The 18,065-nt window shown below is 51.3% G+C and carries 16 protein-coding genes and 1 tRNA gene; 10 read left to right on the top strand and 7 right to left on the bottom strand.

What is annotated here, in order from left to right; genetic code table 11:
* Positions 1-360 precede the first annotated feature (360 nt).
* Positions 361-1,293 carry a DHH family phosphoesterase gene (locus BT142_RS15230; RefSeq protein WP_072419040.1) on the top strand — a complete coding sequence of 311 codons (933 nt, stop codon included), beginning with the start codon at positions 361-363 and terminating at the stop codon, positions 1,291-1,293.
* Between the two features lie 261 nt (positions 1,294-1,554).
* Here BT142_RS15230 and pyk read toward each other — a convergent pair whose 3' ends face one another.
* On the bottom strand, positions 1,555-2,982 hold the full coding sequence (gene pyk / locus BT142_RS15235) for a pyruvate kinase (RefSeq protein WP_072419041.1): 1,428 nt from the start codon (positions 2,980-2,982) through the stop codon (positions 1,555-1,557).
* Positions 2,983-3,130: 148 nt separating this feature from the next.
* Here pyk and BT142_RS15240 point away from each other — a divergent pair, with 148 nt between their 5' ends.
* From BT142_RS15240 to BT142_RS15255, 4 genes are all read left to right on the top strand, one after another.
* A complete protein-coding gene (locus tag BT142_RS15240; protein WP_347497762.1) occupies positions 3,131-3,520 on the top strand; it encodes a PadR family transcriptional regulator in 390 nt (129 codons plus the stop codon).
* Positions 3,521-3,713: 193 nt separating this feature from the next.
* Positions 3,714-4,472 carry an ABC transporter ATP-binding protein gene (locus tag BT142_RS15245; RefSeq protein WP_072419043.1) on the top strand — a complete coding sequence of 253 codons (759 nt, stop codon included), beginning with the start codon at positions 3,714-3,716 and terminating at the stop codon, positions 4,470-4,472.
* A 6-nt stretch (positions 4,473-4,478) separates the two neighbouring features.
* A complete protein-coding gene (locus BT142_RS15250) occupies positions 4,479-5,795 on the top strand; it encodes an ABC transporter permease (RefSeq protein ID WP_072419044.1) in 1,317 nt (438 codons plus the stop codon).
* Positions 5,796-5,822: 27 nt separating this feature from the next.
* A complete protein-coding gene (locus BT142_RS15255) occupies positions 5,823-6,932 on the top strand; it encodes a TraB/GumN family protein (protein ID WP_072419045.1) in 1,110 nt (369 codons plus the stop codon).
* Positions 6,933-7,353: 421 nt separating this feature from the next.
* Here the strand turns inward: BT142_RS15255 and BT142_RS15260 are convergent, their stop codons facing one another.
* The 3 genes from BT142_RS15260 to BT142_RS15270 form a co-directional block, all read right to left on the bottom strand.
* Positions 7,354-8,754 (bottom strand): exopolysaccharide biosynthesis polyprenyl glycosylphosphotransferase, encoded by a 1,401-nt coding sequence (locus tag BT142_RS15260; protein WP_072419046.1) that lies wholly within the window; start codon positions 8,752-8,754, stop codon positions 7,354-7,356.
* Between the two features lie 21 nt (positions 8,755-8,775).
* The gene (locus BT142_RS15265) at positions 8,776-10,098 is read right to left on the bottom strand and encodes an AI-2E family transporter (RefSeq protein WP_072419047.1); all 1,323 of its coding nucleotides are present in this window, start codon (positions 10,096-10,098) and stop codon (positions 8,776-8,778) included.
* Between the two features lie 341 nt (positions 10,099-10,439).
* Positions 10,440-10,512: transfer RNA gene (locus BT142_RS15270), tRNA-Thr, on the bottom strand.
* Positions 10,513-10,715: 203 nt separating this feature from the next.
* Between BT142_RS15270 and BT142_RS15275 the strand changes: the two genes are divergently transcribed.
* From BT142_RS15275 to BT142_RS15285, 3 genes are read left to right on the top strand one after another with little or no spacing between them, the layout of a single operon-like run.
* Positions 10,716-10,946: a spore coat associated protein CotJA gene (locus BT142_RS15275; RefSeq protein ID WP_072419048.1), complete on the top strand. Its 231-nt coding sequence runs from the start codon at positions 10,716-10,718 to the stop codon at positions 10,944-10,946.
* On the top strand, positions 10,936-11,196 hold the full coding sequence (locus BT142_RS15280) for a spore coat protein CotJB (protein ID WP_072419049.1): 261 nt from the start codon (positions 10,936-10,938) through the stop codon (positions 11,194-11,196). The genes BT142_RS15275 and BT142_RS15280 overlap by 11 nt, the downstream gene beginning before the upstream one ends.
* Positions 11,196-11,807 (top strand): manganese catalase family protein, encoded by a 612-nt coding sequence (locus tag BT142_RS15285; RefSeq protein ID WP_072419050.1) that lies wholly within the window; start codon positions 11,196-11,198, stop codon positions 11,805-11,807. Before BT142_RS15280 ends, BT142_RS15285 begins: the two co-directional genes overlap by 1 nt.
* 52 nt (positions 11,808-11,859) lie before the next feature.
* Here BT142_RS15285 and BT142_RS15290 read toward each other — a convergent pair whose 3' ends face one another.
* Genes BT142_RS15290 through BT142_RS15300 form a run of 3 tightly spaced genes read right to left on the bottom strand, consistent with a single transcriptional unit; the run spans position 11,860 to position 14,893 of the window.
* Positions 11,860-12,219 (bottom strand): DUF1667 domain-containing protein, encoded by a 360-nt coding sequence (locus tag BT142_RS15290; RefSeq protein WP_072419051.1) that lies wholly within the window; start codon positions 12,217-12,219, stop codon positions 11,860-11,862.
* Positions 12,220-12,222: 3 nt separating this feature from the next.
* On the bottom strand, positions 12,223-13,479 hold the full coding sequence (locus tag BT142_RS15295) for an NAD(P)/FAD-dependent oxidoreductase (RefSeq protein ID WP_072419077.1): 1,257 nt from the start codon (positions 13,477-13,479) through the stop codon (positions 12,223-12,225).
* 1 nt (position 13,480) lies between these two features.
* Positions 13,481-14,893: an NAD(P)/FAD-dependent oxidoreductase gene (locus tag BT142_RS15300; protein WP_072419052.1), complete on the bottom strand. Its 1,413-nt coding sequence runs from the start codon at positions 14,891-14,893 to the stop codon at positions 13,481-13,483.
* A gap of 533 nt (positions 14,894-15,426) precedes the next feature.
* Here BT142_RS15300 and BT142_RS15305 point away from each other — a divergent pair.
* Positions 15,427-16,644, top strand: a complete 1,218-nt coding sequence (locus BT142_RS15305; RefSeq protein WP_242872011.1) for a hypothetical protein — start codon at positions 15,427-15,429, stop codon at positions 16,642-16,644.
* A gap of 247 nt (positions 16,645-16,891) precedes the next feature.
* Positions 16,892-18,040, top strand: a complete 1,149-nt coding sequence (locus tag BT142_RS15310) for a hypothetical protein (RefSeq protein ID WP_072419053.1) — start codon at positions 16,892-16,894, stop codon at positions 18,038-18,040.
* Positions 18,041-18,065: the final 25 nt, after the last annotated feature.

Genomic DNA, 18,065 nt, shown 5'->3' on the forward strand with positions numbered 1-18,065 from the left:
ATTGAACGTCTTTTTGGCAAGGTCAAGCAATATCACATAAGAACCACAATCTTTCCGACCAACACAAATTAAGGAAGAAGCACCACAAGCCAAAAAGCATTAAAAGTTTTAGTGAGGGGGGTGAGGGAAGACCCTTTTTCAAAAGGGTCTCCCCAAGAAAAGCCCGTCACTCTGTAAAAATAAGAAGCACCCAAAGCCTGTGAGTCGGACGCTCGCGGGCTTTGGTTTTGTCCGGGGTAAAAAAATCGTACTGTTTTACCAAAAAGTAATTGACTTTTCAGAAAATATAGTGTATAATTATATATACAGATTGTTTCGGTAGTTTGTACTGCCGTAAAAATAGATCATGGAGGTCTGACAATGAAAAGACTTGTGACAAGAAGTGATTTCGACGGATTGGTATGCGCCATGCTTCTCAAGGAGCTTGACCTTATCGACGATATAAAATTTGTACATCCCAAGGACGTTCAGGACGGCAAAATCGAGCTTTCCGAAAATGACATCACCACGAACCTGCCTTTCGACAAGCGCGTTGGTCTTGCATTCGACCACCACGAGAGTGAGCTTCTCCGCAACAAGGAGGAGGACTACAGGGGCAAGTACATCATCGACGGCAACGCACGTTCGGCGGCTCGCGTGGTCTACGACTACTACGGCGGCGCGGACACCTTCAAGCGCGTTTCCGAGGAGATCATGATCGCTGTTGACAAGGGCGACAGCGCCGATTTCACCAAGCAGGAAGTGCTGGAGCCGACAGGCTGGGTGCTCATGAATTTCCTCATGGATGCGAGAACGGGTCTCGGCAGATTTCACGATTTCCGCATCTCCAACTACGAACTGATGATGCAGCTCATCGACTTCTGCGTTGACCACGGCATCGACGAAGTGCTGGCACTTCCCGACGTCAAGGAGCGCGTTGACCTCTACTTCGAGCAGCAGGAGCTTTTCAAGGAACAGCTCAAACGTATCACGAAGATCGTCGGAAAGGTCGCCGTCATCGACCTCAGAAACGAAGAGACCATCTATGCAGGCAACCGCTTCATGGTCTATGCGATGTGGCCCGAGACCGAGCTTTCGGTACACGTTGCGTGGGGCTTCCGCAAGCAGAACACGGCGGTCATGATCGGTAAGTCCATCATCAACCGCGCGTCGGATTTCAATATCGGCGAGCTTTGCCTGAGCTACGGCGGCGGCGGTCACGCGAACGCAGGCACCTGCCAGCTCGACAACGATAAGATAGACGCCGAGCTCCCCATCATCCTCGACAAACTGAACGGCAAAATACCCGTATAAACCAAAAGCACTTCCGAAAAAACGGAAGTGCTTTTCTTTTCTTTTGGGATTCCCTCGCCCAAAAGACATTCAAAGGTGTATAACGCTTCATCAGCAGTTCAGAAGGTATCTCTTTACCCGAAGAGAGTCTATCTAATAAACCACAACCAACTGCCAACATATTAAAGGTCTTTGGAACGGGGGCCGCCTTAGCTGCGCACGGCAAGGGGAGAACCTTTCTTCAGAAAGGTTTCCCAAAGTTAAAACCCGCACTCAAAAGGCTCACTTAACGATCTCAACACGCATCATGTTGGTGTTGCCGCTTACGCCGAGGGGGACGCCTGCGGTGACTACGACGAGGTCGCCGTGGCGGAGGAGACCCATGCCGAGGGACTTTTCGATAGCCGCGTCGATCAGCTTGTCGGTGTCGGTCTGTTCCTCAACGATGCCTGGAACGAGGCCCCACGACATATTCATGTGGCGTGCGGTCTTGTGGCTGGTTGTGAGCGCGATTATCGGGCATTCGGGACGGAACTTGGAGAGGCGGCGTGCGGTGGTGCCGCTCTTGGTGACGGTGATTATCGCTGCCGCGTTGAGGTCGTGAGCGGTAGTCACGGACGCGTGGGAGATAGCCTCGGTAACTTCGCGGCTGGAGTATTCGTCGTTAGAAGAGCGAATGCTGAACTGCTTAGCGTAGTCGATGTTGTTCTCGGTAGTCTCGGCGATCTTTGCCATCGTGCGTACAGCGTCAACAGGGAACGCGCCTGCGGCGGTCTCGCCCGAGAGCATTATCGCGGAAGTGCCGTCGTAGATAGCGTTTGCGACGTCGGTGATCTCCGCACGGGTGGGGCGCGGGTTCAAGATCATGGACTCAAGCATCTGAGTTGCGGTGATGACCTGCTTGCCTGCGTTGTAAGCCTTGTGGATGAGCTCCTTCTGGATCGCGGGGATCTGCTCGAAGGGGATCTCGACGCCCATATCGCCGCGAGCGACCATGATGCCGTCAGCAGCTTCGAGTATCTCGTCGATATTCTCAACGCCGTCGCTGTTCTCGATCTTTGCGATGATGCGGACTCTGTTCCAGCCCAGCGACTGGGTGAATTTTCTCAGGTAGATGACGTCAGCGCCCGTGCGCACGAAGGAAGCCGCGATGAAATCGAAGCCGAGCTTTGCGCCGAATGCCAGGTCGTTCATATCCGAGTCGGAGATGTAGGGCATGGAGAGCTTTACTCCCGGGATGTTGATGCCCTTGTTGTTCTTTATCTCGCCGCCGTGTACTACCTTGCAGACAACGTCGGTGGAGTTTACGTAGGTAACGGTCAGCTCGATAAGACCGTCATTTATAAGGATGCGTGTGCCTGCGGTAACGTCCTTGGGGAGATTTGCGAAGGTAACTGCGCATTCCTTCTCGTTGCCGATGATGTCACGGGTAGTGAGGGTGAACTCGCTTCCGTCGGTGACCTCTACCTTGCCTTTCTCGAATGTTTTCAGGCGTATCTCGGGGCCTTTGGTATCGAGCATGGTAGCGACATGAAGACCAAGTTCGTCGGAAAGGCGGCGGACAGTCTCGAATCGCTTCTGGTCTACTTCGTAATTAGCGTGTGAAAAGTTGAATCTTGCGACGTCCATGCCGCTTTTCATAAGTTCGCGGAGAACGCCCTCGTCCTCGGTAGCAGGGCCGAGAGTACATACTATCTTAGTCTTTCTCATATCTATCTTCCTTTCGCAGGGATATTCCCCATACACAACCATTATATCACAATTAGCATATACCGTCAAGTGGAGAGCACCGATTTTGTATTCGATTACAAAAATACTGCGCATTTTGGAAAAGATTTACCCGAAAAGTAATTGACAAATGAACAGATGTGTGATATACTATATCACAGTAAGATATATCGTGGTTCGATACAGTGAGGTGAGATATATGACCGACAGGCTGAAACGCATCTACGTTCCCATGTCGGAAACGGCGTTCTACATCCTCTTCTGCCTTACGGAAGAGGCTCACGGCTACCTCATCAGCCGCCGCGTGAAAGAACTTACCTGCGGCGAGGTGAACATTTCCGCAGGCACGATGTACGGCACCCTCTCGAAGATGGAAAAGGACGGTCTTATCTCATTCGTCCGCGAGGAAGATAAGCGCAAGCTGTACAAAATCACCCCTGTGGGCAGAGAGATACTCGATACCGAGATAGCGCGTATCAGGCGGCTGTACAGGAATATCGGCGGTGAGGCTTATTTATAAAGGTATGCTTTTTTCGGACGGTCATGAGTGCAGTGCCGTTTGACTGAAAAATACTTCGTGCAGGGGCGCGGAAAATGTAAAAAAAAGATGAACAATACTTTGAGAGTATTGACATTGTAAATGCAACTGTGTATACTATACATGAACAGTCTTAACGGCTGGAAATGTGTGTCAAGAAAGAAAGGAGAACACTATGGCAGAACAGAACACTCCCGTGCTTGAGGTCGAGCATCTTTCCAAGCAGTATAAGAAAGGTGTATACGCTTCAAAGGATGTGAACTTCACCGTCAGCAAGGGCGAGATATTCGCACTGCTCGGACCTAACGGAGCAGGAAAGACAACGACCATCAGGACTATCGCAACGCTTCTGAAACCTACCGAGGGCGACGCCCGCGTGGCAGGCTTCTCGGTGAGAAATCAGCCTGCGGAAGTCCGCAAAAACCTCACCTACCTTCCCGATGAGGCAGGCGCGTACAAGAATATGAAGGGTAGACAGTACCTGCAATTCATGGCGGAAATGTACGCCGAGAGCAGGGACCAGGCGGCGGAGTTCGTCAAGACCGCTGAGGAGATATGCAAGCTCGGCGACAGGCTCGACGACAAGATAGAGAGCTATTCGAGAGGTATGACAAGAAAGCTGCTGCTTGCACGCACCATCATGCCCAAGCCGAAGATAGCCATCCTCGACGAGCCGACCTCGGGACTCGACATCATCAACGCCCTTGAGATACGCCGCATGATACGCGAGCTTGCAAAGAACGGTATGAGCTTCCTGCTGTCGTCGCATAATATGCTTGAGATAGAGTACGTTTCCGACAGAGTGGGCATCATCGCAAAGGGTCACCTGCTGGAGCTGGGCACGCCCGACGAACTCAAATCCAAGTACAGCGCATCGAACCTTGAAGAAGTGTTCGAGACAGTCGTGAACGAGAGAGAAAGCAAGGGATGGTGAGCACAGATGAAGTTTATAAGTTTACTTAAAAAAGAGCTTCGGGAGATGCTCAATGTTCAGACGATACTCATGCTCGTGATGATGATACTCATGATGGGCATGATGGGCGGTATGATGAACAAGGCGTCCGAAGAGACACAGAAGGAAAGCGGAAAAATAACTATCTGCGACCAGGACGATACGCCGTTCTCACAGTCGGTGCTGAAATTCCTTCAGCATCCGACGGCGGATATGGAGAACGATGTGAACATAATCACGATGGATTCCGACGACTACTCGAAGGAGCTTGAAAAACACGACGTCAAGAGCTTCGTTATCATCCCGAAGGGCTTCGAGGACGCTATCAGGAACGAGAAGCAGGCGGAGATAATCTACGTCAGCCGCATGACCTCGCTGTCGATGATGGCGAACATCAACGCGGGTTCCGAGACCGCCGTTCAGCTGATACAGGCGGCGATAAAGACCGCGATGTACACCGACAAGATAAATTCGGGCAAGCTCACCGACGCTGAGGTCTCCCTCATGGAAGCGCCTGTCAGCGTCAACGAGCAGACTATCGTAGCCGACAAGCAGGAGAAGATATCTCAGCTGGTGCTCTATTCGGGTGCCTACTCACAGTCACTGTTCATGCCGATGATAGTTTACATACTCATCCTGCTGGGCTCGCAGACGATGGTCAACGCGGTCAGCGCTGAAAAGCTGGACAAGACGCTTGAGACCCTGCTCTCCGCACCTGTTTCGAGACTGCACGTTCTCAGTGCGAAGATGATAGCGGCGGCTGTTGTGGCTCTGCTCAACGCGGCTGTCTACATGATAGGCACCAACAAGCTGAGCTTCACAGGCGGCGGTGACCTGCCCGATGAGTACAATCAGATAATCGAGAACCTCGGGCTCAACTACAGCTTAAAGACCTATCTTCTCATCGGCGTGCAGATGCTCATCACCATGCTCATCGCACTGTCCATATCGCTGATACTCGGCGCCTTCGCAAGAAACATCAAGAGCTCCCAGACCCTCGTTATGCCGCTCATGATAATCACCGTAATCCCCTTCATGGCGACAATGTTCCTCGACATCAGCACCCTTCCCGGCGTGATAAAGTACCTGCTCTATGCGATACCCTTCACCCACACCTTCATCGCGTCCGACTGCGTGCTCTTCGGCAAGATGGGGCTCTACGTCGGCGGACTGATCTATCAGTGCATCGTGCTGGTTGTCTGCATGGCTTTCGCGGTCAAGATATTCACCAGCGACAAGCTGTTCACTTCAAAGGGCATTATGCTGAATTTCGGCAGGAAGAAGAAGACCGTATACGAGGACTGAGCTCACTGACAGCGGAAAGGAAATGTAATGAACAGAATTTCGATCAGACAGAAAATGGCGGCACTGACTGCGGCGGTTTGTATGATTACAACGTTCGCAGGGTGCGGCGGCTTTTCGGACAGCAGCTCGGCAGGCAAGGCTGAAAACAGCAGTTCGGTGACCGCGGATTCGGTAGAGGTCGTTACCCTGCCTCCAAAGGACGAGGATAGCAAGCCCGAAGAGACTGCTTCTTCGGATGAGAGCGGCACGGAAAGCGCTCCCGCGGATGATAAGTTCGACACTTCGGATGTGCCCTACACGCCCGCCATGTGGAAGGTGACTTCGCCTTCGGGTAATACCATGTACATGATGGGCTCGATGCACGCGCTGAAAGAAGAGTGCGTCCCTCTGCCCGATTACGTGACCGAGAGGTTCGGTGAGAGCGAAGTCCTTGCAGTCGAATGCGATATAAGCGATTCGACAAAGAATTCCGCGGCGGCGCTTGCGGTCATGAACAAGATCACCTACCCCAACGGCGAGACTATCGGCGAACACCTCGGCGAGGATCTGTGGGAAGAGGTAGCTTCGTATATCGAGGCATACGGCGGCGATCCCGAGTCGCTGAAATCCTCTCAGGCGTGGTATATCTACAGCCTGCTGGAGAGCATGAGCCTTGATTCCCTGGGGCTTGATTCGACCATCGGTTTCGATATGCAGCTTCTTAACATGGCTAAGGAACAGGGCAAGGAGATATTTGAGGTCGAGTCGGCTGAGATGCAGATGGATATGCTCTCGGGCTTCGATGAGAAGCTCATAAAGGCGGCGATAAAGGGCTACTCCGCCGAGAACAAAGACCTTATCGAAGAAAAGCTGATCGAGATGTACACCGCCTGGAAATCGGGCGACACCGATTCGGTCAGCACCGAAGAGGGCTTCGACGAAGAACTCTACACCGAAGAGGACAAGGCCAATATCGCCGAGTTTAACCGTATCCTCGTCACCGACCGAAACGTCGGAATGGCTGACAAGGCTATGGAACTCCTCGACAGCGGCAAGACCGTCTTCTACGTGGTGGGCCTTGCACACTACCTCGGCGACGGGGGAATAATCAAACTCCTCGAAGCCGAAGGCTGCACCGTAGAACGCGTGGAAGTCTGAACCTGCAAATAACAAACCCGTAAACGTCCATAAACGCTTACGGGTTTTGATTTTGTTACGGGGGGGGAGTGCGGGATTTTCTTGGGGGAGACCCTTTTGAAAAAGGGTCTTCCCCCAAACCCCCTCACTAAAACTTTTAATGCTTTTTGGCTTGTGGTGATTCTTCCTGATTTTGTGTTGGTCGGGAAGATCGTGGTTCTTCTGCTCATTAGTGCGTCACTTGTCAAAAAGACGTACATGGGAGCGTAACGCACAGTTTGAGCGTATTTATTAGATGGTCACTCTTGAAGCGGTGATTGTCTATCGTACCCTATACATCCAACTGCCGACATATTTAAAGTCTTTGGAAGGGGGGCTGGGGGAGAACCTTTCTTATAGCTGTGCGAAGCTAAGGCAGAGGTTCTCCCCAAGTTAAAACATCTCATTTAAGGATGTTCTCTATCTCCTCGTTAGTGTGAGCGGAGTGCTGTTCGCGGCGGGTGGTGATCATTTCGCCGTCTACGCCCTCGGTGGAGTCGGGGACGAAGATTATCTTCACGGTCATGAGCATCAGTTTCAGGTCGAGGCGGAGCGACTGGCGTTCAATGTACATCAGGTCGAGTTTCAGCTTGTCGTAGGGGGTGGTGTTGTACTTGCCCATCACCTGCGCGTAGCCTGTCAGACCTGCCTTGACCTTGAGTCGGAAGCGGAATTCGGGCATACTGTTCTCGTACTTTTCAGCGAGTTCGGGGCGTTCGGGGCGGGGGCCTACGAACGACATATCGCCTTTAAGTATGTTGAACAGCTGCGGCAGTTCATCGAAGCGTATGCGTCGGATTATCCTGCCGACGGGGGTGATGCGGTCATCGTGCTTGTCCGCGAGCTGTGCGCCGTTCTTTTCGGCGTTGACTATCATGCTGCGGAACTTATATACGTAGAATTTCCTGCCGCCTATGGTAAGTCTCTGCTGTTTGTAGAGCACGGGGCCTTTGTCGTAAGCCTTGATGGCGATGGCCGCGCCTATCATGAAGGGCGAGGTCAGGATTATCAGGACGAGCGACAGGAATATGTCGAGAGTGCGCTTGATGACCGCCTGGTCTGCCGAGAGACCGTCGTTTCGGCAGAGGAGCAGGGGAGTGTCGAACAGGTTGCACTCGTCCGCGCCTCTCACGAGGATGTCCGAGAGTTTCGGGTTGATGTAGGTGCGGATGTCGTTCTCGAAGGTGAATTTCACCAGCTGGTTTTTCATCTGGCTGGGGATGTCGCTGATAACGACCGCCTCATGTGCGAGGATGCGTTCCTTTATCCTGTCGATACTCTCGTCGCAGCTGATGGATTCGTTGATGATGTACTTGTCCACGCGGCTGCACATTTTCCTGACGAGGGCGTTGGCGCTGGAGTTGCCGTAGACTATCAGCATCTTCCGCGGCGGATATAGGTTCGAGTAGAGCTTCGTGAAGAGCAGAGCCCAGACTGCGGCGATCGCGATCTCCCAGGCGGTCAGCCTGATTATCGGCACGGGAGAGAGTCTGCCGTGGCTGATAAGGCTTATCTCGACGAAGGTGATGGCGTTCGTCATCAGTATTCCGAGGGTCTGCGAACCGATAAGGCTCGGCACGCGGTAGTAGCCCACTCTGAACGCGCTGAAGCTGTTGGCGCTGAACGCATACACGAAGATATACATTATCTCCATCAGGACATTTCCGTAGTAGAAGAAACGCTCTTTCATGTCCTGATTATACTGCCTTATCCACAGCAGGAAAAAGCTGTAGGCAAACAGTGTGATGATGATAATGGCTGCGATGAATTTCAGCAGCCTTTTGAACTGTTCCTTGTTTTTCATTTATACTAACCTTTTGATGACTTAGTCGGCTGCCGTTTCCGCGGAAATATCGGATACGGAAACGGTCTCGGGAGCGTCTGCGGTCTCCTGCGGAGCATCGCCGCGGGCTTCCTGAGGCGTATCGGGCGGTGATTTTTGCCTGTCGTAGTCGTCGATAAGTTCTTCCTTGCCGTTCTTTTTCAGCTTGAAGAAGATGATCTTTTTCAGTATGTCGTAGATGACCGCGAACAGCGGAACGCCTATCAGCATACCGCCGAAGCCGAACAGTCCGCCGAAGAAGAGTATTGCGAACAGCACCCAGAATGCCGAAAGGTTGATGCTGCTGCCCATGCACTTGGGACCGAGGATGTTGCCGTCAAACTGCTGTAGTATCAGGATGAAGATGCAGAAATACAGGCATTTCTTCGGGTCGGTGACGAATATCAGCAGTGCCGAGGGTATCGCGCCGATAAAAGGTCCGAAGAAGGGGATGATGTTCGTGACGCCCACGATAACGCTGATAAGCATGGCGTCCTGGATGCCCATTATCTTGACCGCGATGAAGCATATCGCCCCGACTATCGCCGAATCCAGCACCTTGCCGCGGAAAAATCCGCTGAACATCTTGTCGGCGTAGACAACTTCTTCGTATATCATATCCGCGGTGCGGGGCTTGAACATTGCGTAGAGGGTCATCTTGCTCTGGCGTGCGAACAGCTTGCGGGAGTTGAGCAGGTAGATGGAGATGATGAATCCGATTATGGTATTGAGCAGTATCTTGAACACGATGGAGATACCGCTTCCGAGGTTCGAGAGCGCCTGCTGAGCGTACTGGAGCAGGTCGTTTGCGTCGCCCGAGGACAGCTCAAACTGTTGCAGCCGCGAGTTTATGCCCTCGACCACGCTGTCCACGAAGTCGAGCACGTATTTTCTTATCTGGGGGTAGTCTTTCAGCTTGTCGTTTATCCAGTCCAGCAGGTTCATGATGTAGCCGGGGATGGACTGGATCAGCTGATAGATGCTGTTGAAGGTCGCGGGGACGATGAGAAGAATGAGTATCGCCGCGATTATTACAGCAAAAGCCGAGCTGACGAACACGCCCGAGAAGTGTACGAGCTTCTCCTTGTGTTTCCTGTCGGGGAGTATCCGTGTGAAGAATTTCTCGGCGCGGTTGCAGAGCGGAGTCAGCAGGTAAGCGAGCACGCTTCCGATGAGGAACGGCTGTAAAATGGCAGAAATGACCTGAACAACGTTTGCCAGGTCTTTATATCTGAATATGATGAACACGAGCAGCATCGCCACAACGATGACGCAGACTGCCGTCAATCCAGCGTAAAGATACGGGTTGTTGTGTGGTTTCTTCATATATATAATATCTCCAATAAAAATCCGATGATACCTATATTATACTATATTCCGCGGATATAATCAAGCCCTGAGGAGAATTTTTTTTGGACAGATACAGAAAAAAGCCCTTTGATAGGGCTCATTTTCGTGATAATGTTCAAAGCGGATGTTGACGGTATGAAAGATGGGTGATACATTGATAGATAATAGAGATAGAGATGAGAGATAAGAAATAAGGTGTCCGCTGCGCGGACGGGTATTATGAATTGCAGGGGAGCGGAGCTTCGGCGTATCGGGGGCAGCCGCGTAATAATACAAAGTAAAAAGACCTTGAGTTTCCTCAAGGTCTTTTCTTTGCGAGCTGATACCCGGATTCGAACCGGGGACCTCATCCTTACCAAGGATGTGCTCTACCTACTGAGCCATATCAGCACATCGTTTTGAGGTTTTGTTTCCTCTCAACTGACATATAATATTATACACTAAAAAGTCTGATGTGTCAATAGGTTTTGTAAAGAAAATATTGAACGTTTTGTAAATGATTTTCTGATATTATTTTACAGAAGGCTGTGTCACTCTGTCGCCTGCTGTCATATGATGTAACATAAGGCAGAAAAACATCTGAGGAGGTATCTATGGAAGATCTGACTACCGTTTTTTTCGGTAAGGCAGACAGCGCGGACGCATCCGCCTGTCCTGCGACTATGAGCAGGCTGCCTGCCGAAATGCCTGTCGCGATGGCATACGTGCCCGTGCAGTTCTGGGAGAAGCCCTACGACTGCGCCACGGCTCACGCGAGAGGCACTATCTTTCCCTCGCTCGACAAACCTTTTATAGGAGAGGAGGCGGTGACCAATGGCAGATAACGAGAAGCTGAAACTTCTGCAGCGTTTGCAGGCGGTGAGATTCGCCGTTCACGACGCGGCGCTCTACCTCGACAGTCACCCGACCTGTCAGGAGGGGCTGAAATACTTCCGTGAGAAGCGCGAGCTCTGCGAGAAGCTCACCGAACAGTACGAGGAGGCATACGGTCCGCTGACCGCTCACGCAAGCTCTGCCGAGGAGCGCTGGGACTGGGTATGCACGCCGTTTCCGTGGGAAAGGGGTGAAAGCTGATGTGGCAGTATGAAAAGACTTTGCAGTATCCCGTGAACATCAAGAATCCCGACCCTGCACTGGCGAGGGTGATAATTTCTCAGCTGGGCGGTCCCGACGGCGAGATAGGCGCGGCGACACGCTATCTCAGTCAGCGCTACGCCGCTCCCTGCCGCGAGGTGCAGGCGATACTGACGGACATCGCGACCGAGGAGCTGGGACACGTTGAGATGATCTCGGCGATACTCTACCAGCTGACCCGCGGTCTCAGCATCGACGAGATAAAGAAGTCGGGCTTCGACACCTACTTCGTTGACCACACCACGGGGATATACCCACAGGCGGCTTCGGGAGTGCCGTTCTCGGCGGACACCCTGCAATCGACGGGCGACCCTCTTGCGGACCTGCACGAAGATCTCGCCGCCGAGCAGAAGGCACGTCTGAGCTACGACAACATCCTGCGGCTGGTGGATGATCCCGACGTCCGCGACCCGATAAAGTTCCTGCGCGAGCGCGAGATAGTTCACTATCAGCGCTTCGGCGAGGGGCTTCGCAAGGTGCAGGATATGCTGGACTCGAAGAACTTCTACGCCTTCAACCCTGCCTTCGACAAGCCCGCCAAGCGCAGATAAGCGGATGAAAAATCGGTACTGTACGTTAATTTGTACAGTACCGATGCTTGCTTTATTCGCTCACTGACTTTGTGGCGGTGACCTTCGCCCCCGTGCCGAGCAGGTCGTCGATGATGACCTGTCCGACCTTTACGGGCAGATGTACTTCCGCGCTCTTGATGGCGGCGGTGCATTCAAATATCATGCCTTTCGGTATTGGCTGAGCCGTCTTGACGGGAACGGGTCTGCCCTCGGCGGTGATAACGGTGGTGGTTATCGTGCGGGTGGGGGCTGTTATCTCGCTCTCGGCGTAAAGCTCTCCGCGTTTACAGGTGTTTCCGCTCACGCTGACGACCTTGCCGTCCTCGACCCCGACGGTCAGTTCACAGCCCATAGGGCAGTTTATGCAGGTAAGTATCCTTGTTTCAGCCATAGCTCACACCTCCTCCTCAAGACTGACGTTGATCTCGCCCGACAAGCCTTTCAGCTTGTCACCTTTGATGACGATGTCAAGCATTTCGCTTGGCACGAGAATGCGGTTCTTTTTGCGGAATATCTCTGCCTCGCCCGAGCGGACGATGATACTCGTGTTCCTGAACACGCCTGTGACCCTGAACCTGATATGCGCGTCGGGGAAAGGCTCGGTGATGTGGATTCGGCTGGGGACGGTGTAGCGCACGCAATTTCCGACGGTGACGTCTATCGTCTCGTCGGGAGTCCTGCCGTTCTTTACGTAGAACGCCGCTTCCGCGCCTGCCGTTGATGCTTCCTGCGAAACGAAGTCAACAAGGTCGTGGACGTGGAGCACGTTTCCGCAGGCGAACACGCCCTCGATGCTCGTTTCGAGACGGCTGTCAACTACCGCGCCGTTAGTCCTCGGATCGAGGGCTATGCCGCAGTTTTTCGACAGCTCGTTCTCGGGGATGAGACCGCAGGAGAGCAGCAGCGTGTCGCAGGGGAAGTACTGTTCGGTGCCTGCGATGGGGGTGTTGGTGTTGTCTACCGCCGCCACCGTCACGCCTTCAAGGCGCTCCTTGCCCTTGATATCGACCACCGTGTGGCTCAGCATCAGCGGTATGCCGTAGTCGTCGAGACACTGCACGATATTTCGCTTCAGACCGCTGGAGTAGGGCATCAGCTCGACTACCGCCGCCACGTGTGCTCCTTCAAGGGTCATGCGGCGTGCCATGATGAGACCGATGTCGCCCGAACCGAGTATCACGACTTCCTTGCCCACGGAAACGCCCTCGCAGTTGACCAGCTTCTGCGCCGTGCCTGCGGTGTAAACGCCCTGCGGACGGAAACCTGCGATGTTCAGCGCACCTCTCGGGCGTTCGCGGCATCCCATGGCGAGGATGACCGACTTCGCAGCTATCTGCTCGACGCCGTGAGCGGCACTCAGCACCGTCACGGTCTTGTCCTCGGCGATGTCGAGCACCATCGCGCCCGTCTCGTAGGGGATGCCCAGCTCGCGGACCTTATCGGCGTAGCGTTCGGCGTATTCGGGGCCTGTCAGCTCCTCTTTAAAGGTATGCAGGCCGAAGCCGTTGTGGATGCACTGGTTGAGGATGCCCCCCAGCTCGCTGTCGCGCTCTAATATAAGGATGCTTTCCAGACCGTTCTCACGCGCCGAGACCGCCGCCGCCATACCTGCGGGGCCTCCGCCCACGATAACGAGGTCGAATCTGCGCATTTCAGCCATTGTCGGTCACCTCCTCCGCACCTGTTTTTCTCACATCTTCGATGCTGATGCCGAGCTGTTCGGCTATCATGACTATGGTCTTGGGCGAGCAGAAGCCTGCCTGACATCTGCCCATACCTGCGCGGGTGCGGCGCTTCACACCGTCGAGTGTGGCGGCGGGGAGCGTTCGTGTCAGCGCATCGGCGATCTCGCCCTCGGTGACCGTCTCACAGCGGCAGACGATATTGCCGTAGCGGGGGTCTTTTGCGATGAGGGCGTTCTGCTCCTCACGGCTCAGGAGCGTGAAATGTCTGATGCCCTCGCGTGTGTCCTTATGGTCGGGCTTGGGCGTGAGCGGACGGCTCTTTCCGAGAAGCTCGCAGAGACGCTCGGCGATGGCAGGAGCGCTGGTGAGCCCCGGAGACTCGATGCCTGCCGCGTTGAAGAAGCCCGGCGCGGACTCTTCTATAATAAAGTCGTGGGTATCTCCGACGGCGCGGAGCCCCGTGAAGCTCGTTATCGTCTTATTAAAAGGAACGTTCGGGACGGAGAGGGCGGCTTTGGCGCGAATCTCGGCGTAGCCCTCGCGGGTGGTGGCAGTGTTCTCGCGGTCATCGATGTTGACGGCGGTGGGGCCTGCCAGCAGGTTGCCGTGGACGGTTTGGGTCACGAGGATGCCCTTGCCCATTTTGGTCGGGAGCTGGAAGATGGTGCAGCTCACCATGCCGCCTGCGTCCTTGTCCATGAGCATATATTCGCCCTTGCGGGGTGTGATGGTGAAGCCGCCTGCGCCTGCCATTTCGGCGATGCGGTCGGCGTAGACGCCTGCACAGTTGAAGATGGCCTTAGTCTGTATCGTGCCGCGGCTGGTCGTGACCTCGAAGCCGTCGGCGGTTCGGGAGATGGCGGTCACCTCGGTGGAAAAGCGGAACTCGGCACCGTTTTCGGCGGCATTCTCGGCGAAAGCGAGGGTCATCTCGAAGGGGCAGACGATGCCGGAAGTCGGGGCGTAGAGCGCACAGGCGACCTCGGAAGAGAGAGCGGGCTCCTTTGCGCGGGCTTCGTCGCCCGAGAGGATTGCCAGACCCTCGACGCCGTTTTTCCTGCCGCGTTCGAGGAGAGCTTCGAGGTCGGGACGCTGAGACTCGTCGAAGCAGAGCACCATCGCGCCGTTATTCCTGAATGCGAAGTCCAGTTTTTCGGACAATTCAGCCATCATTTTATTGCCCCTGACGTTTAATTCGGCTTTAAGGGTGTCTGGGACTGCGTCAAAGCCTGCGTGGATGATAGCGCTGTTAGCCTTGCTTGTGCCCTCACAGACGTCGCTCTCGCGTTCGGCGAGACAGACCGAGAGGTCGTATTTAGCAAGCTCATACGCCGCGGCGCAGCCCACAACTCCGCCGCCGATAATCAGAACATCATACATCATATCACCTGCTTTTTCAAAATCGCACAATCGGATATACACAAAAAATATATCCGATATTAATAAAATTGTAGCACATCTGACGGTATATGTCAAGGGGTCATTTTATATAATGTAAGAGGGCGGAAAAACGTATGATTTTTGAAAAATGTGTTAAATGACGGAAAAAGTGGGTCGGAGTCGGGTATAAAAAAGGTTATGTATATTTCAAATACATCTGCGTGTGTAAATTAGTTTAAAATAAATAACAAAATATTTAGTATACAAAATAAACAAAAATAACGCACATTGACACATATATACAACGAAAACGTTTATTTATTGGCAAAAATGACATAAGAAATATACCTGCTTTGTGCATTTGACTGATTTTGCAGTTAAATCTGTGAACAAACCAAAAAACTCTTGACAATCATAACAAAATCATATATAATATAAATCAAGATAACAAACCAATCGATAATTCATAGAATTATGGACGGTGATCGGCAGCCGACTTAGCCGAAATCTATTTACTAGAAAGGAAAATGATTATGAAAGCTAATACTAAGAAAAACTCAACGACCAAGAAATTGGTCCCGGCGGCCGGCTCGCTCCTGATCTCGGCTGCAATGCTCGGTACTTCGACTTACGCATGGTTCACTATGAGCCGTGAGGTTGAGTTGAAAAATATTCAGATGACTGCTACTGTTCCTGAGGATATTCAGATTTCAATTGGTAAAATAGGTAAGACTGCTGATAGCACAGTTGTATCGGAAGCACAAGGCGATGGCGCTGTTGGTAATAATACTGGCTATGTTATGAGATCATCAGAGGGAGCCGCAGTAGAGCCTAGAACAAGTGGTCAATATCAGTCTCTTGACTGGTCAAACAGCATAGACATTTCACATTACTACACTTTTGGAAAGCTTATCCCTGCTTCTTCTGATACTGGCGTTAATATTTTCTTTACTCCTGATGCTAATGGTATAGGTCAGACTGTTAAAACGGATGCAAAATACTATCAGGCTGCTAATGGATTATCTCCTATTGCTGAAAGTACCGCATATTCAAGCGGAGCTGGTTCGGCAAAGCTTAATGCAACAGCTCATCTTAAGACTGGCGATTCCGATGCTTGGACTGGTAGCGGCGCAACAGATTTTAACTGCACATATGATGATGGTTACTATGTTGATATTCCCGTATGGCTTAGAACTTCAAGTTCTGAAGGCGCTGACTTAAGTGTTAAAGCTTATGTTATAGACAAGAATGAAATTACAGGGTACGGAACCAATACTTCGGGAACATCTGATGGAAAAGAACTCTATAGAGCTGTTAGAGTAGCGATTCTGACAAGTAGTGGTTCAGCAGCCGCAGCTTCTGGTACAGGAAATTTGATTCCTGTTAAGGATGGTGGTCAGACTGGCGAGACTGGTTATAATGGCACTTCGATTCTTGACTGGTATACTGCTTCTAGTGGCGCAGAACCCCATCCTTTCAAAGTCGGTGGTGGTGCTGTTAGCGCTATAACTGATCAGAATAGCACTAGTGTAACATATACTCCGATTGCAACATTACAGAGTACCACAAATGCAAAGGGTACTTATAATGGAACTTCTTCGGTCGTTCATCTCGCAAATGGTTCAGGAACTGCTTATGGTGCTATGACACAGGTAATCGTTCGTGTATGGCTCGAAGGCGAAGACCCTGATTGCTTTAACGAAACAGCAGGTCAGGATTGGTCTATCAATCTCAAGTTTGAGAAAATCTAAAATCAATTAACTTATCCAACCCCCACCTCGGTGGGGGTTCTTCTTTTGCCATTTGTGATCTTTTGTTATAGTTTGATAAAAATATAATGATAATTAGCGCGTGGGACAGGGTTTTGGGTGGATAAAGTATTGACAAATTGTGTGATTTGTGTTATAATTGTATAAGGAATATTCTCGGATATTTGCTCATTTAGTTGATTTTTAACAATGGTCTTCGGCTGACACGACCAAAGGAGAGGTGACGCAGATGAAGGAAATTAACGATATTTCGGCTCAGACGCTGCCCGAATCTGTTGGGTCTGCCGCAGTCGCCGAGGAACTCGCTAAGGAAGTCAAACGGCGTAAGATCAAGCTGATAAAGGCGGTTTCCGCGTTCGTGGTGTTCGCTGTTGTTTGCTTTTTTATTACGATCGCATGGTTTACGATGTCAAGAGAGATATCGGCAGGGAGCATGGCAATAAAGTCTGAAGATGCCCCTTTTGAACTTGAGGTTCGCGGTACAAACATTGAAAACGAAGATGATTTTTCAAAAGCTGATAATGATTACGAAGATGGTATTGATATGGAAGAACTTGATGCTTATCAGACGTCTGGACAGTATGAAAAAATCATTTGGAGAAAAAATGGTTCTACTGCTGATGATGGACATTATAATGAAGGATTATCACCAAATTCGCATGGAAAGCTCACTTTTTGGGTTGTTCCAAACAGTACTGGAGCACTAGATATTGAATTCAAATTCAAGGTCAGAGGCTTTATCGGAACTTATACTCCTGCTGCAACAGAAGATGCAGAGCCTACTCTGAATGATTTGTTTGAAGTAACAGAGAGTATGGCAGTTACCGCGGAAAACGGATTGAAAAATGCTGCAGATCTTGCTAAGAAAAAAGACGCTTTAGGTTATATACAAGGTCACATATTGTTTTTCTCTGATTTTGATGGAACAAACTACTCAGGATTTCTCGGAACAGGTCGTTCGATCAGATTCGGCGACTGTATAAATCCTTCAGCAGAGCCAAAAGCAAAATATAATGCCGAAAATGCTGTAGATGTCACAGAAGGACAAAAATATCAGGTGACTATCTACTGGAAGTGGGCAAATACACTTGAACAGATGGTTTTTGACAGCACTTCCCAATACAGAGACAATCCAATGTTCTCGACTTCAAACACTACTGATAGAAATGCAATATACACATATTTAAAAGATACTACTAACAACTCGGTTTTTTCTGGGGCATCAAACATCGAATCGCTTCTGACAACTATTCAAGGTGGGACTAATTTTTCTACAGCACTTGCAACGCTTACGAATGCATACGATAATGCCGATCAGATAATAGGTAATAATTTGGATTACATCTTGATTGAGATGAGCGCAGAAACGCCATCATAATAATACGAAAAAAAGAAGGAGGTGC

It is taken from the genome of Ruminococcus sp. YE71, from assembly GCF_900119155.1.
In the GTDB taxonomy this organism is placed as follows: domain Bacteria; phylum Bacillota; class Clostridia; order Oscillospirales; family Ruminococcaceae; genus YE71.

Coding starts and splice junctions, on each gene's coding strand:
- pyk (WP_072419041.1), bottom strand. CDS start 2,982: ATGAGAAAGACTAAGATAGTATGTACTCTCGGCCCTGCTACCGAGGAC.
- BT142_RS15300 (WP_072419052.1), bottom strand. CDS start 14,893: ATGTATGATGTTCTGATTATCGGCGGCGGAGTTGTGGGCTGCGCCGCG.
- BT142_RS15250 (WP_072419044.1), top strand. CDS start 4,479: ATGAAGTTTATAAGTTTACTTAAAAAAGAGCTTCGGGAGATGCTCAAT.
- BT142_RS15265 (WP_072419047.1), bottom strand. CDS start 10,098: ATGAAGAAACCACACAACAACCCGTATCTTTACGCTGGATTGACGGCA.
- BT142_RS15295 (WP_072419077.1), bottom strand. CDS start 13,479: ATGCGCAGATTCGACCTCGTTATCGTGGGCGGAGGCCCCGCAGGTATG.
- BT142_RS15260 (WP_072419046.1), bottom strand. CDS start 8,754: ATGAAAAACAAGGAACAGTTCAAAAGGCTGCTGAAATTCATCGCAGCC.
- BT142_RS15230 (WP_072419040.1), top strand. CDS start 361: ATGAAAAGACTTGTGACAAGAAGTGATTTCGACGGATTGGTATGCGCC.
- BT142_RS15240 (WP_347497762.1), top strand. CDS start 3,131: ATGAACAGATGTGTGATATACTATATCACAGTAAGATATATCGTGGTT.
- BT142_RS15290 (WP_072419051.1), bottom strand. CDS start 12,219: ATGGCTGAAACAAGGATACTTACCTGCATAAACTGCCCTATGGGCTGT.
- BT142_RS15280 (WP_072419049.1), top strand. CDS start 10,936: ATGGCAGATAACGAGAAGCTGAAACTTCTGCAGCGTTTGCAGGCGGTG.
- BT142_RS15285 (WP_072419050.1), top strand. CDS start 11,196: ATGTGGCAGTATGAAAAGACTTTGCAGTATCCCGTGAACATCAAGAAT.
- BT142_RS15310 (WP_072419053.1), top strand. CDS start 16,892: ATGAAGGAAATTAACGATATTTCGGCTCAGACGCTGCCCGAATCTGTT.
- BT142_RS15305 (WP_242872011.1), top strand. CDS start 15,427: ATGAAAGCTAATACTAAGAAAAACTCAACGACCAAGAAATTGGTCCCG.
- BT142_RS15275 (WP_072419048.1), top strand. CDS start 10,716: ATGGAAGATCTGACTACCGTTTTTTTCGGTAAGGCAGACAGCGCGGAC.
- BT142_RS15255 (WP_072419045.1), top strand. CDS start 5,823: ATGAACAGAATTTCGATCAGACAGAAAATGGCGGCACTGACTGCGGCG.
- BT142_RS15245 (WP_072419043.1), top strand. CDS start 3,714: ATGGCAGAACAGAACACTCCCGTGCTTGAGGTCGAGCATCTTTCCAAG.